This window comes from Pseudomonas sp. 91RF (assembly GCF_003576265.1).
GTDB classification, from domain to species: Bacteria; Pseudomonadota; Gammaproteobacteria; order Pseudomonadales; family Pseudomonadaceae; genus Aquipseudomonas; species Aquipseudomonas kribbensis.
Genome location: NZ_QWFC01000008.1, coordinates 38443 through 54245, shown reverse-complemented (window position 1 = coordinate 54245; position 15803 = coordinate 38443). Strand labels below are relative to the sequence as shown.

At 61.4% G+C, this 15803-nt stretch carries 14 protein-coding genes; 5 read left to right on the top strand and 9 right to left on the bottom strand.

Annotated elements, in window-relative coordinates; translation table 11 throughout:
• The coding region (locus tag DXT77_RS01180; RefSeq protein ID WP_158593085.1) for a hypothetical protein at positions 1–388 on the bottom strand (388 nt) is incomplete at its 3' end.
• Positions 389–827: 439 nt separating this feature from the next.
• Here DXT77_RS01180 and DXT77_RS01175 point away from each other — a divergent pair.
• From DXT77_RS01175 to DXT77_RS01165, 3 genes are read left to right on the top strand one after another with little or no spacing between them, the layout of a single operon-like run.
• Complete coding sequence (locus DXT77_RS01175; protein WP_119426291.1) at positions 828–2072, top strand: exonuclease SbcCD subunit D C-terminal domain-containing protein; 1245 nt, start codon at positions 828–830, stop codon at positions 2070–2072.
• Entirely contained in the window at positions 2069–5710 is a 3642-nt protein-coding gene (locus DXT77_RS01170) for an AAA family ATPase (RefSeq protein ID WP_119426290.1), read from the top strand. Before DXT77_RS01175 ends, DXT77_RS01170 begins: the two co-directional genes overlap by 4 nt.
• The gene (locus tag DXT77_RS01165; RefSeq protein WP_119426289.1) at positions 5707–6291 is read left to right on the top strand and encodes a glutathione S-transferase; all 585 of its coding nucleotides are present in this window, start codon (positions 5707–5709) and stop codon (positions 6289–6291) included. The genes DXT77_RS01170 and DXT77_RS01165 overlap by 4 nt, the downstream gene beginning before the upstream one ends.
• A gap of 5 nt (positions 6292–6296) precedes the next feature.
• On the opposite strand, the gene DXT77_RS01160 is transcribed toward DXT77_RS01165, so the two are convergent.
• The 8 genes from DXT77_RS01160 to DXT77_RS01125 form a co-directional block, all read right to left on the bottom strand.
• On the bottom strand, positions 6297–6554 hold the full coding sequence (locus DXT77_RS01160; protein WP_085711324.1) for a hypothetical protein: 258 nt from the start codon (positions 6552–6554) through the stop codon (positions 6297–6299).
• Positions 6551–6763 (bottom strand): hypothetical protein, encoded by a 213-nt coding sequence (locus DXT77_RS01155; RefSeq protein WP_119426288.1) that lies wholly within the window; start codon positions 6761–6763, stop codon positions 6551–6553. The genes DXT77_RS01160 and DXT77_RS01155 overlap by 4 nt, the downstream gene beginning before the upstream one ends.
• 254 nt (positions 6764–7017) lie before the next feature.
• On the bottom strand, positions 7018–7197 hold the full coding sequence (locus tag DXT77_RS01150) for a hypothetical protein (protein WP_007941320.1): 180 nt from the start codon (positions 7195–7197) through the stop codon (positions 7018–7020).
• Between the two features lie 156 nt (positions 7198–7353).
• Complete coding sequence (locus DXT77_RS01145) at positions 7354–8529, bottom strand: lactonase family protein (RefSeq protein WP_119426287.1); 1176 nt, start codon at positions 8527–8529, stop codon at positions 7354–7356.
• Positions 8526–8834 carry a DUF5629 family protein gene (locus DXT77_RS01140; protein WP_119426295.1) on the bottom strand — a complete coding sequence of 103 codons (309 nt, stop codon included), beginning with the start codon at positions 8832–8834 and terminating at the stop codon, positions 8526–8528. The genes DXT77_RS01145 and DXT77_RS01140 overlap by 4 nt, the downstream gene beginning before the upstream one ends.
• 96 nt (positions 8835–8930) lie before the next feature.
• A complete protein-coding gene (locus DXT77_RS01135) occupies positions 8931–10511 on the bottom strand; it encodes an aldehyde dehydrogenase (NADP(+)) (RefSeq protein ID WP_119426286.1) in 1581 nt (526 codons plus the stop codon).
• Between the two features lie 9 nt (positions 10512–10520).
• Positions 10521–11513, bottom strand: a complete 993-nt coding sequence (gene araD1 / locus DXT77_RS01130; protein WP_119426285.1) for an AraD1 family protein — start codon at positions 11511–11513, stop codon at positions 10521–10523.
• A gap of 143 nt (positions 11514–11656) precedes the next feature.
• Positions 11657–12979 carry an MFS transporter gene (locus tag DXT77_RS01125; RefSeq protein WP_119426284.1) on the bottom strand — a complete coding sequence of 441 codons (1323 nt, stop codon included), beginning with the start codon at positions 12977–12979 and terminating at the stop codon, positions 11657–11659.
• Positions 12980–13172: 193 nt separating this feature from the next.
• Here DXT77_RS01125 and DXT77_RS01120 point away from each other — a divergent pair, with 193 nt between their 5' ends.
• Positions 13173–14909 carry an IlvD/Edd family dehydratase gene (locus DXT77_RS01120; protein WP_119426283.1) on the top strand — a complete coding sequence of 579 codons (1737 nt, stop codon included), beginning with the start codon at positions 13173–13175 and terminating at the stop codon, positions 14907–14909.
• Between the two features lie 152 nt (positions 14910–15061).
• Positions 15062–15781, top strand: a complete 720-nt coding sequence (locus tag DXT77_RS01115) for a FadR/GntR family transcriptional regulator (RefSeq protein WP_085711331.1) — start codon at positions 15062–15064, stop codon at positions 15779–15781.
• The last annotated feature ends 22 nt before the right edge of the window (positions 15782–15803 follow it).

The window sequence follows — 15803 nt, the reverse complement described above, 5'->3', positions numbered from 1 at the left end:
TGAGGATCGCTTGCGCCGCGACCCGGTTGCTCAGGTTGGGGTTGCCGACGATGATCCCGCCCAGTTGCGTCTGCCCGGTCTGCGCCGCCACGTTGTTGAGGATGACGCCCTGCGTTCCGACGTTGTACTCATGAAACTGGTTGTGCGACAGGCCGCTGCCGTTGGGCGTGGCGATGTTGATGATCTGTACGCCGTTGCCGGCGCGGTCGAGGGTGGTGCCGGGGTTGGCCACCACAATCCCGTCTGCCTGCGCCCACATCGGCTGCCAGAACATGACGTTGGCCAGCAGAAACGCCAGACCGCGTTTGGGCATGCCCAAAAAGGTTTCGCGATTTTTTACGGCCGCAGAAGGCTGGCCAGCCATGAAGGTCAGGAGGCGAATATCCATTTCAGAATCTCGGGAGCAGGCATGAACCGGAAGTACATTCCGGGCGTCAACAGGACCAGGTATTGCACCGGGTAAACACACCCGATCACTCGACCAGAAAAGTGACATCAAAATAGTGGCGCGATATTAGATAGCCATCATTTTGGCGTCAATTAATGGTTTCACCGAAACAGTGTTATCGATCAACGGCATCCGGAAAATCGTCCGACTCCGGCAGACGCGCAGGATATTTCGCAGATCAAGTAGCGAAATCCGACAAACACGCCGTCGACGCTTCCGAAAGAGAAATGACTGACAGCTAATTGCGCAGGAATTTTCAGCCAGCAGGATCCACGCCCATTCGCACAATCCCGCCTGTCCCAATAATCTGTAAACTCCCCCTCTTTCGCCGCCCTCTCCTTCCACGCGGCCATCACCTCTTTATATTGCGGAGTCAGCCTTGCGTCTGTTTCACACCTCCGACTGGCACCTTGGGCAGAACCTGCACGGCCAGGAGCGCGATTTCGAGCACGCCTGTTTTCTCGAGTGGCTGCTGCGCCAACTGAAGCTGGCGCAGCCGGACGTGCTGCTGATCGCCGGCGACATCTTCGACACGGTGAATCCGCCGGTCAAAGCCCAGGAACGCCTCTACGATTTCATCGTCAGTGCCCACGAGCAGCAGCCGTTGCTGACCATCGTGATGATTGCCGGCAACCACGATTCCGGCTCGCGGATCGAATTGCCCGCACCGTTGATGCGGCGTTTGCGTACCCATGCGTTGGGCCGGGTGTTGTGGCTGGACGACGGCCAGCTCGATTCGGAACGCCTGTTGTTGCCGCTGCCGAATGTGTCCGGCGAGATCGCCGCGTGGTGCCTCGCGCTGCCGTTCCTGCGACCTGCCGAAGTGACCGGCGCGCATCTGGGCGACAACTATTTGCGCGGCGTTGGTCAGGTGCATGAATGGCTGATCGAAGCAGCCAACGCCAGGCGCCAGCCGGGCCAGGCCCTGATCGCCATCAGCCACGCGCACATGGCTGGCGGGTCGGTCTCGGAAGACTCCGAACGCAGCCTGATCATCGGCAACGCCGAAGCCCTGCCGGCCAGTCTGTTCGGGCCGAGCATCAGCTATGTCGCCCTCGGCCATTTGCACAAGCCGCAGAAGGTCAATGGCGAAGAGCGGATTCGCTACAGCGGTTCGCCGATTCCATTGTCGTTCTCGGAGATCAGTTATCAGCACCAGATTCTCGACGTCGTGCTCGACGGCGAAACCCTGGTCAGCGTCGAGCCGATACTGATCCCCCGTTCCGTCAACCTGCAACGCCTCGGCCCAGCGCCGCTGGCGGAAATCCTGTTGCAACTGGCCGACCTGCCGAACATTGATCTGCTGGCCGAAACCCAGCGCCAGCCGTGGCTGGAAGTGCGCGTGACCCTCGACGAGCCGCAACCGGATCTGCGCCATCAGGTCGAAAGTGCCCTGCAAGGCAAGGCTGTGCGACTGGTGCGAATCGCCGCCGAATACGCCGGCAACCGTGGTGCTGACGGCGCTGAAGACAGCAGCGCGCTGATCGAACTGGACCAGCTCACACCACAGGAATTGTTCAGCCGCGCCTGGCTCGACAATTACGGCAACGAGGTCGATGAACAAACCCTCAAGGACTTCGCCACGCTGCTGCAGGACGTACAAATGGAGGGCGAGCAGCCATGAAGATTCTCGCCATTCGTTTGAAGAACCTTGCTTCGCTGGCGGGCCCGTTCGAGATCGACTTCACCGCTGAACCGCTGGCCAGCGCCGGTCTGTTCGCAATCACCGGGCCGACTGGTGCCGGTAAAAGTACCTTGCTCGATGCTTTGTGCCTGGCGCTGTTCGGTGCCGTGCCGCGTCTGAACAACACCGGGCGTGACGCCAAGGTGCCGGACGCCGACGGCGAAATCGCCACCGGCGACCCGCGTACCCTGCTGCGACGCGGCACGGGCGAGGGGTTTGCCGAAGTGGACTTTGTCGGCGTCGATGGCCGCCGCTATCGCGCGCGCTGGGAAGCCAACCGCGCCCGGGAAAAGGCCGGCGGCAAGTTGCAGGCCAGCCGTCAGAGCCTGCGCGACATCGATCAGGATCAACTGCTCGCCAGCCAGAAAGGTGAGTACAAGGTTCAACTCGAAGCCGCGCTGGGCCTGAATTTCGAACAATTCACCCGCGCCGTGTTGCTGGCCCAGAGCGAATTCAGTGCGTTCCTCAAGGCCGACGACAACGATCGCAGCGAGCTGCTGGAAAAACTCACCGACACGGCGCTCTACACCCGCCTTGGCCGACGCGCGTTCGACAAGACCAAAGAAGCCCGCGAAGCCCACAAGCAGTTGCAGGATCAGGCCACCGGCGTGACCCCGCTGCCGCCCGAGGCCCGCGCCGAACTCGACGAACGCTTCAACGCTGCCCAGCAGCAATTGAAGTTGCAACAGGCGCAGCTCAAACAGCTTGAGCAGCAGCACACCTGGCTCAAGGATCTGCACCTGTTGCAGGACGCGCAGCAGGCAGCCGCCGAGCAACTGCAGAACGCCGAACAGGAGCGCGAAACGCTGGCCGGCGAACGCTTGCGCCTGACACGCCTGGAACAACTCGCCCCGCAACGGCACCAGTTCGCCCGCAAGGCTGAAATCGATGCACAGCTGACACCGCTGGCGGCGCAAATCAGCGCGTACACTCAGCAACAAGCCGAGCTGACTGAACGCCAGGCTCAACTTGAACAAGCGCTGAGTGCTGCACAAATCGCGCTGACCGAAGCGCAGAAGCAACAGAGCGACAGTGCTCCGCTGCTGCGTCAGGCCTTCGATGAGCAAAGCACCCTCGCCCGTCTGGCCAAGGATATTGCTTCCGGCACCGAGGCAAAGCAGGCCGCCGAACAGGCCAGCACTGAGGGCCAAAGCACGATCCAGACCCTGCTCGACCAGCAAAAGCAGATCGCGGAACGCCTGCAACGCATCGCCACCGATCTGGAGCAAAGCGCTCATCTGGCACCGTTGAGTGAAGCCTGGAATGCCTACCGTGACCGCTTGCAGCAACTGATGCTGATCGGCAACCGGTTGAACAAGGGCGAAAGCGAACTGGCGAGTCTCGAACAGAACGCCACGCGCGCCACCGAAGAACTGGCCACGCAAAAACAGCAGCTTGAAGTGCTGTTCAAGGAGGCCGGCGCCGAACCGGATGCCGTCGCCGAACAGATCGGCATTCTCGGCACCCTGTTGCAGGACAACCGCAAACAACTGCGCGCGGTCGAAGACCTGACGCGCCTGTGGGCCAGTCAGCAGGAACTGGAAAAACGCAGTGCCGAGCTGCAACAGCGTCAGCTCGATGCACAACAGGAGCGCGAGCGCCTGACCCAGGACGGGGTGAAAACCAAGTCCGAACTGACTGTCGCCGAACAGACCCTCAACGTCACCCGCGAACTGCTCGAACGCCAGCGTCTGGCTCGCAGCGCCAGTGTCGAAGAACTGCGTGCGCAATTGCAGGATGACCAGCCGTGTCCGGTCTGCGGCAGCAACGAACACCCGTATCACCAGCCGGAAGCCCTGCTGCAAAGCCTCGGCCGTCACGATGAAAGCGAGCAGGCCAGCGCGCAGCAAGCGGTCGATCAACTGAAGGAAAAACTCACCGAGCTGCGTACCAGCGTCGGGGGCGTGATTGCTCAACAGAAAGAGTTGCTGCAACAGCAGGAACAACTGGCGGCACAACAGCAAACGCTGACGCCGAGCATCGAATCTCATCCACTGGCCGCGCAATTATTGAATCAGGACAGCGACAAGCGCGCTGCGTGGCTGACACGCCAGAACGATCAACTGAACCAGAGCATCGCCCAGGACGAACAACGCCAGACCGCCCTGCTCACTTTGCAACAGGATGCGGCGCGCCTGACCCAGCAATTGCGTCACGCCGAAACCGCACACCAGCACGCGGCGCAGCACCTGAGCAATCAGCAGCGCGAGTTGAGCGCTGACCGCCAGCGTCTGGACGAAGAACTCGCAGCCTTCGCCACACTGCTGCCCTCCGAAACTCACGAAGCCCTGCGCGCCGAACCGGCCGCGACCTTCATGCAGCTCGACCGGCAGATCGCCGAGCGTCTGGCGCAAGTCGATCAGCAAAAAGAAGAACTGGCCGAACAGCAACAACGCCAGCAGACGCTTGAGAAAGAACAGGATCGTCAGCAGAGCCGTGTCCAGCAGCTGCAAACCGCTGAGCAACAGCTCAGCGCGCTGGCCGCTCAACAGCAGGCCAGCCAGGAGAAACTCGCGCAATTGCTGGGCAATCACAACTGCGCAGAACACTGGCAGCAGCAGCTTGAACTCGCGGTGGAACAGGCGCGCAACGCCGAATCCACCACTACTCAGGCCCTGCAAGGCGTGCGCACGCAACTCGTGCAAATCGCCGCCGAACTCAAAGCGCAGCAAGAGCGTTTGCAGGCGCTGGAAACCGAAGACCGAGATCTGGCGGGCAAGATTGCCGACTGGCGCGCCCGCCATCCGGAACTGGATGACGGCGGTCTCGAAGATCTGTTGCGGGTTGATGACACGCAGGTCGGCGAGCTGCGCGAGCGTTTGCAGCGCAACGAAAAGGCCCTGGAACACGCCAAAGTGCTGTTGCAGGAGCGTGATCGCCAATTGCTCGAACATCGGGCGCAACACAACGGCAACCTTGAAGCCGAACAACTCGCCGCCGCCCTCGCCGACTTGCAGAATCAGTGCGGCGTCAGCGAACAGCTCTGCGCCGAACTGCGCGCCGAGCAAGTCGAAGATCAGCGCCGGCAGAACGCCAACTCCGCGCTGGCGCAGCAGATCGCCGACGCCTATGCCGAGTATCAGCGCTGGGCACGACTCAATGCCTTGATCGGTTCGGCCACCGGCGACACCTTCCGCAAGATCGCCCAGGCCTACAACCTCGACTTGCTGGTGCATCACGCCAACGCGCAACTGCGGCAACTGGTCAAACGCTATCGCCTCAAACGCGGCGGCAGCATGCTCGGCCTGCTGGTGATGGACACCGAAATGGGCGACGAACTGCGCTCGGTGCATTCGCTGTCCGGCGGCGAAACCTTCCTGGTGTCGCTGGCTCTTGCATTGGGCCTGGCTTCGATGGCGTCGAGCACGTTGAAGATCGAATCGCTGTTCATCGACGAAGGTTTCGGCAGCCTCGATCCGGAATCCCTGCAACTGGCCATGGACGCCCTCGACGGCTTGCAGGCTCAGGGCCGCAAGGTCGCGGTGATTTCCCACGTGCAGGAAATGCACGAGCGGATTCCGGTGCAGATTCAGGTGCAGCGCCAGGGCAATGGTTTGAGCACACTGGAGGTGAAATGAACACGCTGTATTCGTTCCGCCGCTGCCCGTACGCGATGCGGGCGCGGATGGCCCTGCGTTATTCGGGCGTGCCGGTGGACATCATCGAAGTCAGTCTCAAGGCCAAACCGGCGGAGATGCTGGCGATCTCGCCCAAAGGCACCGTACCGGTGCTGGATGCCGGTGGTCAGGTGATCGATGAGAGCCTGGAAATCATGCGCTGGGCCTTGGCGCAGAATGATCCGGATAACTGGTTGCTGGGTGGCGATTCAAGGATTGCCGAGTTGATCGAAGCCAACGATCAGGTGTTCAAGGTGCACCTGAATCGCTACAAGTACGCCGAGCGTTATCCGGAGAAGCCGATGGAGGTTTATCGCGCGGAAGGTGCGCTGTTCCTCCAGAAGCTGGATGAGTTGCTCGAAGGTCGCGATTACTTGTTGACCGATCATCCCTGCCTGGCCGATATCGCGTTGCTGCCCTTCGTCCGCCAGTTCGCCCATGTGGATCGTGACTGGTTTGCGACGACGCCCTATCAGCGATTGCAGGCGTGGTTACAACGTTTTCTTGAGTCGGACCTGTTTACCGCCATCATGAAAAAGTAAGCGCCTTACGCCAGTACCTGGCACATGCCGATGGCCGAGCAATCCACTTGGAACGGTCCCAGAAAACTGACTTCGGTTTTCACCGGTGGATTGCCGGCCAGCAGCCCCAGCGCATTGGCCCGTTCGATGTTGTGGGCGATGGTGTGGTTGGCCTCTATGGCGCGGGCGAGCCCGCCGACCGAGCCCTGACCGAATCCCAACAGGGACGCGCCATTGGTCATGATCGCCAGACCGGCGATGACCCAGAATCTGTAGCCTTTCATGCTCCGACGGCTCCCGCGAGTTCAGTTGAATCTACCGCTGCGTTTTGCGAGCGAAGTTCGAACTGGACGCCGGGATGCGCGACCTGGATCGGCGCATCGAAGCTGTGTTGCGACTGGGACGCGAGGCTGACGAACAGCACCATGACCAGGTACAGACCGATGGCCAGGTAGGCGCCGCGTTTGGCGGAAGTGATGATTGAACTGGCCATGACGTGTGCTCCGTGGACAATGTTTCGACGCCCACAGAATCAATCAAAAAAGCCGGGGTAACCACTCAGCGTTTGCCATAGTGACCATCAGCTTCGTTGATTATTTAGCCGGTCTATCTCGCCGTTCGAAAAAGTCTATCGCCTGACAATACACACGCAAAAAACTGCCCAAGGCTGCGATCTTTTGATTTTGCTTTTGATAAACAAGATCAAAGGATCGCAGCCTTGGGCAGTTCCAGGGCGTGACGGAAATTTCAGTGTTGGGCTTTGTGATCCAGCGCGGCGTAGAAGTTGGCGCTCTGTTGCAGGTATTTCTGGGTGTAGCTCTGGGTGTGGGATTTTTTGTCGCTGATTTCAACGTTGGCGCTGGCTGGCAGAGCAACGGTGGCGGAGATGGCAGAAGCGGCGATAACGGAGAAGAGATTGAAGTTCATGGCGGTAACCCTCGTGTTCGGTTGGCTTGCTTGCCCGGTTGGGCCGTGAAGCAAACTTAACGCTCGAGGGTTGCTCGCTTGAAATGCTTTGCACCATTACCTGTTATCAGCAGGATTAATACAAAGCGTCAGGCCCCGTAGACCGGGGCCTGCGGCTTATTGACGCACGAGAAACTTGAGGTCGCTCGGGGCGTCCATCGGCAGTTTTTGCACGGTTTTGCCGAGCAGACCGGTCTTGCCGTCGCGTTCGACCACGACAATCTGGTTGCTCTTCTGGTTGGCGATCAGCAGGAATTTGCCGCTCGGATCGAGGCTGAACTCGCGCGGGTGATCGCCTTCCACCGAACGTCGCTGCAGTTCCTTGAGCTGGCCGTTGGCCGGGTCGATGGCGAACACCAGCAGCTGATTGGCGGTGCCACGGTTACTGACGTAGAGGAATTTTCCATCGGCGGACGCATGCAGCGCCGCAGCGGCTTTGTCCGACGTCGGCTGGCCGGCCGCCAGATCAACCATTTGCGTCTGGGTCAGCACGCCGTCCTTGTAGTCGAACACGGCAACCTGGGCGCTCATTTCCATGGTCAGCCAGGCATGTTTGCCGTCAGCGCTGAACAGCAGATGACGCGGGCCGCTGCCCGGTGGCAGTTGCACCGAAGCGGTTTTCGCCGGAGTCAGCGGCAGGTCCGGGTTGGCTTTCGGGTCGAACTGGTAGATGAAGACTTTGTCCGCGCCGAGATCATTGGAGAACACATAACGGCCATCCGGCGAGGAAATTGTCGAGTGCACGTGGTTCGAGGCCTGACGCTCGGGATTGACCCGGCTCGCCGGGTGCGCGCTCATCTGCACCACCGGTTTGAGCTTGCCGTCGCTGCCCACCGGCAACACCGCGAGGGTGCCGCCCGGATCTTCGACCACGGAATAGTTGCTGACGAACAGATGACTGGCATCGCCGCTGAGGCTCGAATGGGTCGGCTCGTTGCCCAGGCTCTGGACCTGATTGATCAGGGTCAGGGCGTGAGTCTTGGGGTCGATCGAATAACTGCTGACGCGACCGACCGGGTCTTTCTGGCCCGGGCCGTTTTCGTTGACCACGAACACCCGGTGCAGATCCCTGGAGAGGGTCAGCCACGACGGGTTTTCGCTCTTGATCACCTGCAACGGTTTGGCGTCGATCTGGCCGGTGGCGCTGTCGAAGTTCATCCGGTAGATGCCCTGGCTGGTGCCGGCGGTGTAGGAGCCGACCAGCAACTGGTAGCTTTCGGCCGAGGCACTGGACAGGCCCATCGCACCGACGCTGCCGGCCATCAGCAACGGCCAGAATTTACGCATGTTCATTCGGTTTCATCCTCGTCGTCGGCGCTGCTGAGCACATCACCGAGGCAGACCAGACGGTGTTCGCCGACGGTTTTGGTGTCGCTGGCAAAACCGATGATCAACCAGCTCTGCAGGTCCTGGTCGAACGTCGCCGCTTCAACCTGGGCCGGTGTGAACTCCCAATGCCTGGCCGTTCGGCCATCGATGCACTCGATATGCAGGTTGTCGTCTTCATCGAGGGCGAATTCGAAGGCGTGCAGGCCGTCGATTTCGACCATACCGCAGTGTTCGAGGGCGTTGAGAAGGGTGTCTGGTACGGCAGTCATGTCGATCATGTCTTTCAGGGGGAAAGTGGCAATGATAGCTCAATGTGGCCGCCGGGCCTCAGGGGAGCTTGCCCACACAAGGCCCGGCGATTCGGCTTAGAGCGCTTCGCGTGAAGGCTTGCCGTCAACCAGCCGCTGAATCCGCAGCGGATTGGCGTTTTTCAGCGGTTCCGGCAGCAGGCTGTCGGGGTAGTTCTGGAAGCACACCGGGCGCAGGAAGCGATCAATGGCCAGGGTGCCGACCGAGGTGCCGCGAGCATCGGACGTTGCCGGATACGGCCCGCCGTGAACCATCGAATCACACACCTCGACACCGGTCGGGTAACCGTTGAGCAGGATCCGCCCGACCTTCTGCTCCAGCAACGGCGTCAGTTCCGGGAACTGCACGAAGTCTGCCGGCTCGCCGATGATCGTCGCGGTGAGTTGCCCATGCAGACCATGCAGCGCCGCACTCAGTTGCGCCTGATCGGCCACTTCGACGACCACCGTGGTCGGGCCGAACACTTCTTCCTGAAGCACTTCGTCGCCATCGGTCAACAGGCTGGCATCAGCCCTGAACAACTGCGGCTGCGCCTGATTGCCCTGCTGCGGGTTGCCGGCCAGATGCTCGATGCCGGCATGCGCCAAGAGTTTTTCCAGACCCTTGCCGTAGCTGCCAAGGGTCCCGGCATTGAGCATGGTTTGCGCCGGTTGGTCGCCGATCAGCGCGGCAACTTGCTCAACGAACGCCGTGAATTGCGGCGAGCGAATGCCGATCACCAGGCCCGGGTTGGTACAGAACTGACCGCAGCCCTGCACCACCGACGCGGTCAGATCACGGGCGACTGTTTCCGAACGCACGGCCAGGGCCTGGGGCAGAACGATTACCGGGTTGATGCTCGACATCTCGGCGAACACCGGGATCGGCTGTGGACGCGCGGCCGCCATGTCACACAGCGCCCGTCCGCCCTTCAGCGAACCGGTGAAGCCGACAGCTTGAATCGCCGGATGCTTGACCAGCCACTCGCCGACGCCACCGCCATAAATCATGTTGAACACCCCGGCCGGCATCGCGGTTTTCTCTGCCGCCCGAATCACCGCGTCAGCCACGAGTTCGGCCGTGGCCATATGGCCGCTGTGGGCCTTGAACACCACCGGGCAACCGGCAGCCAGTGCCGACGCGGTGTCGCCGCCGGCGGTGGAAAATGCCAGCGGAAAATTGCTCGCGCCGAACACTGCTACCGGGCCGAGGCCGATGCGGTACTGGCGCAGATCGGGACGCGGCAGCGGCTGACGATCCGGCAACGGCAGGTCGATGCGCGCACCGTAGAAATCACCGCGCCGCAGGACTTTGGCGAACAACCGCATCTGGCCGCTGGTGCGGCCACGTTCACCCTGAATCCGCCCGGCAGGCAGCGCGGTTTCACGGCAGACCACCGCGACGAAGTCATCGCCCAGCGCATCCAGCTCATCGGCGATGGCATCGAGAAATTGCGCGCGTCGTTCGGCGCTCAAGCTGCGATAGGCCGGGTAGGCAGAAGCGGCGGCTTTGGCGGCGGCGTCCACTTCCTCCTGCGTCGCCTGAATGAAATCGTGAGGGAGCGCCTCGCCCGTCGTGGCGTCGATACTCTGCAGTTTGACGCTGCCCGCCGCGCTGCGACGCCCGCCGATGTAGTTGTGACCGAGAATCTGAGTCATGGGATCTCCTTAAAGGGTGCCGATGCTGTCCGGTTGGAAAACGGCTTCAACCGGGGCGATGCCGTTGACCAACGGCGCACCGAATTCGGCCTGGCTGATCTCGAACACGTCGCCGGGCTGAATGCGAACGCCGTCTGCAAATGACAGGGTCGCGGTACCGAAGAAGTGAATGTGCACGTCGCCCGGACGCAGGAACTGGCTGTACTTGAAGTGGTGATATTCGAGGTTCGCCAGGCTGTGGCACATGTTGGCCTCGCCGCTGAGGAACTCGTTCTGCCACAGCACTTCACCGTCGCGCAGGATGCGGCTGGTGCCGGCCAGATGTTGCGGCAATTCACCGACGCGCAGTTCCGGGCCGTAGCTGCAACTGCGCAGTTTGGAGTGGGCCAGGTACAGGTAATTCTTGCGCTCCATGACGTGATCGGAGAATTCGTTGCCCACCGCGAAACCGAGGCGATACGGCTTGCCGTCGTGGCCGATGACGTAGAGGCCGGCCATCTCCGGCTCTTCACCGGCGTCTTCGGCAAACGGCGGCAACGGGAACGGCTGACCGGGACGCACGACAATGCTGCCGTCACCCTTATAGAACCATTCCGGTTGCACCCCGGCCTGCCCCGCCGCCGGTTTGCCGCCCTCCACACCCCATTTGAAAATGCGCATGGTGTCGGTCATCGTCGCTTCATCGCCGGCCTGCTGGTGCATCTTGTCCCGGGCCGAGGCGCTGCCGAGATGCGTGAGGCCGGTGCCACTGACCAGCAGGTGCGCGGGATCCGGGTGATCCAGCGGTGGCAGGATGCGCAGGTCTCTGAGCAACTGCGCGTAGTCGTGGCTGATGCCCAGACCGAGGGTTTGCACTTGCTGCGCCAATGTACTGCCGGCCTCGATCGCCGTCAGTGCCAGATCACGTACGGTGCGAGCATCCTGCACTTCTCGCACCAGACCGTTCTCGACCACCCCGACACGGCGCTCGCCGTTACTCAATTCGAATTGAACCAGATGCATGTTCTTCTCCTATTGCCTCAAAAACACCGCGTTCCCCTGTGGGAGCGAGCCTGCTCGCGAAAGCGGTGTGTCAGCCACCCGCGTGTTGCATGTGATGGCCTCTTCGCGAGCAGGCTCGCTCCCACAGGGTCGGTGATAGTCATTCAGGTACGGGTGGCACCCCGTGCGCTGGCGGCGAACTGGTCAACCGGCAGCACATGCTTGCGCTCCAGCAAGCGATAAACGACGCCCGTCAGAATCAGCCCGAACACCATCACCCCGGACAGGAAGTACAGGCCCGAAGCAAGGTTGCCGGTGTACTCCTTCAACGCGCCGATCACGAACGGGCCGATGTAGCCACCGAGGTTGCCCACCGAGTTGATCAATGCGATCCCCGCCGCCGCACTGGCGCCGGCAAAGAACCGCCCCGGCAAGGTCCAGAACACCGCCGTGCAGGAAAACAGCGCGAACGCCACCAGACACAACGCCGCCAGTTGCGCCACCGGCAACGACAGCCAGGCACTGAGAAACAGGCCGAGAGCGCCCAGCACATAAAGCACCGCCAGATGCCCGTAGCGATCATTCATGCGGTCGGAACTGCGCGGCACGATCAGCAGGCCGACGATGCCGAAGATGTAAGGCACCGATGAGACGAAACCGGTCATCAGATCGCTGCCGCCGAACTGTTTGATCAGGGTCGGCAGCCACAGGCCAAGGCCATAGATGCTCAGGGTCACCGGCAGATAGAACAGCGCCAGCAGCAACACACGTTTGTCTTTCAGCGCATGCAACGGATTGCCGTGGCGGGTCTGGCCGTACTCCTGCAGATCCTTTTTCAGCTCGCCGGTCAGCCAGTCCTTCTCGACCTGGTCCATCCATTTCACTTGCTGCGGACCGTCCGGCAGCCAGCGCAATACCGGCCAGGTCAGCAGGATCGCCGGGGTGCCGATGACGATGAACAGCCACTGCCAGCCGTGCAGACCAAGGATGCCGTCCATGCCCAACAGGCCGCCGGACACGGGGCCGGTGATCATCATCGCGATGGGTTGGGACAGGATGAACAGCCCGAGGATCTTGCCGCGATGGCGTACCGGGAACCATTGGGTGATGTAGTACAGAACGCCGGGAAAGAACCCCGCCTCCGCCGCGCCGAGCAGAAAGCGCATCACGTAGAAACTGTGCGGGCCCTGAACAAAGGCCATGCCGATGGTGATCGCGCCCCAGGTGATCATGATCCGCGCGAACCAGCGCCGCGCGCCGAAGCGTTCGAGCATCAGGTTGCTGGGGATTTCCAGCAGAAAGTAGCCAATGAAAAACAGCCCGGCACCGAGGCCGTAGGCGGCATCGCCGATGCCGATGTCGGCGCCCATGTGCAGCTTGGCGAAGCCGACGGCGGAGCGATCCACATAGGCGATCAGGTACAGCAGGATCAGGAAGGGAATCAGTTTCAGCGTGATGCGCCGGACAAGCCGCAGTTCCTGGCTCATGGGATCGGTCTCCGATTGTTGTTTTTATGGAACCTGCGGGGACGCCTCTCGCGGAAAATTGCCAGGGCCATCCCTCAATCGAAAACGACTATATAGTAATACTAATTACCCAACAACACTTCCAAATCGTCGATTTTGCGCTTATGTTTAGCTGAAGCTCGCAAACAATAGTCTTACAATAAGAGAATCGATCATGTCTGATAAGCAACCCACCCTGCGCTCCGCCCAATGGTTCGGCACGGCCGACAAGAACGGCTTCATGTACCGCAGCTGGATGAAAAATCAGGGCATCGCCGACCATCAGTTCCACGGCAAACCGATCATCGGCATCTGCAACACCTGGTCGGAACTGACGCCGTGCAACGCGCATTTCCGCCAGATTGCGGAGCACGTCAAACGCGGTGTGATCGAGGCCGGCGGCTTTCCGGTGGAATTCCCGGTGTTCTCCAACGGCGAATCGAACCTGCGCCCGACCGCCATGCTCACCCGCAACCTGGCGAGCATGGATGTCGAGGAAGCGATTCGCGGCAACCCGATTGACGGCGTGGTGCTGCTGACCGGTTGCGACAAGACCACCCCGGCGCTGCTGATGGGCGCAGCCAGTTGCGACGTGCCGGCCATCGTCGTCACCGGCGGGCCGATGCTCAACGGCAAGCACAAGGGCAAGGACATCGGCTCCGGCACCGTGGTCTGGCAGCTCAGCGAACAGGTCAAGGCCGGCACCATCACGATTGACGATTTCCTCGCGGCCGAGGGCGGCATGTCCCGCTCGGCCGGCACCTGCAACACCATGGGCACCGCTTCGACCATGGCCTGCATGGCCGAAGCGCTGGGCACGTCCCTGCCGCACAACGCGGCGATTCCGGCGGTGGATGCGCGGCGTTATGTGCTGGCGCATATGTCGGGTATGCGTGCGGTTGAGATGGTTCGTGAAGATCTGAAGCTGTCGAAGATCCTCACCAAGGAGGCTTTCGAAAACGCGATCCGGGTCAACGCGGCAATTGGCGGTTCGACCAACGCGGTGATTCATTTGAAAGCCATCGCCGGACGTATCGGCGTCGAACTGGATCTGGACGACTGGACCCGCATGGGGCGCGGCATGCCGACCATTGTCGACCTGCAACCGTCCGGGCGTTTCCTGATGGAAGAGTTCTACTACGCGGGCGGCTTGCCGGCGGTGCTGCGCCGCCTCGGCGAGGCCAATCTGATTCCGAATCCGGACGCGCTGACCGTCAACGGCAAATCCATCGGCGAGAACACCAAGGACGCACCGATCTACGGCGAAGACCAGGTGATCCGAACCCTCGACAATCCGATCCGTGCTGACGGCGGGATCTGCGTGTTGCGCGGCAACCTGGCGCCTCTGGGCGCAGTGCTCAAGCCTTCTGCCGCCACGCCGGAACTGATGCAACACCGTGGCCGCGCCGTGGTGTTCGAGAACTTCGACATGTACAAGGCGCGGATCAACGACCCGGAACTGGACGTCGATGCGAACTCGATTCTGGTGATGAAAAACTGCGGGCCGAAGGGTTATCCGGGCATGGCCGAAGTCGGCAACATGGGCTTGCCGGCCAAACTGCTGGCTCAGGGCGTGACTGATATGGTGCGCATCTCCGATGCACGCATGAGCGGCACAGCGTACGGCACCGTGGTCTTGCACGTCGCCCCGGAAGCGGCAGCCGGCGGGCCTTTGGCGGCGGTAAAGGAAGGCGACTGGATCGAGCTGGACTGCGCCAGCGGGCGTCTGCACCTGGATATTCCGGACACCGAACTGGCGGCACGCATGGCGGATCTGCAACCGCCACAGCAATTGCTGGTGGGTGGATATCGTCAGTTGTATATCGACCATGTGCTGCAGGCGGATCAGGGGTGTGACTTTGATTTCCTGGTCGGCTGTCGAGGTGCTGAAGTACCCCGCCACTCGCACTGACACCGCCATCCCCTTGTGGGAGCCAGCCCGCTGGCGATGGCGATCTATCAGTTGATATACATATTGACTGACACACCGCTATCGCGAGCAGGCTCGCTCCCACATTGCTATGATGCGCGGCATCTCCATCGCTCAGGATCGTGCCGCTCCCCATGGATTACCGCAAACCTTCCGACCGCAAAAGCATGCACTCGCGCATCGTCCAGGAACTGGGCATGCAGATCGTCTCCGGCCGTTTTCTGCCTGACGACAAACTGCCCGCCGAAGCCTTGCTCTGCGAGGAGTACGCGGTCAGTCGGCCGGTGTTGCGCGAAGCCACGCGGGTGTTGGTGGCCAAGGGGCTGGTGTACTCGAAACCGAGGGTCGGCACCGTGGTCAAGCCGCGCCGTGAATGGCACATGCTCGACCCGGACGTGCTGCACTGGCTGATGCAAAGCAGCCCGCAGAATGAATTCTTCAACGTGCTGACCAGCGTGCGCAGCATCATCGAACCGGCTGCCGCGGCCCTCGCCGCCCAGCACGCCACCGATGCCGACATCGCAGCCATCGGTGAAGCCTACCAACGTATGGAAGCCGCACCGACACCGGAGGCCTTGCTGCAACCGGATCTGGACTTCCACAGCCGCATTGCCGATGCAACCCACAACGACTTGCTGGCGAACCTGTGCAACATGCTGTCGGTAGCAATTGCCGAGGCGCTGAAGCATTCGAACCAGCGGCCGAATCTGCATGAACTGGCGTTGCCTCGGCACAAGGCGATTCTCACGGCCATCGAAAACCGTGATGCATTGGGGGCTCGGCATGCGACGCTGGTGCAGCTGGATGATGCGCGCAGTGCGCTGAGTGTTGTGCTCGGCACCGAACTGTCCTGAAGACATAAAAAAGCCGCAACCC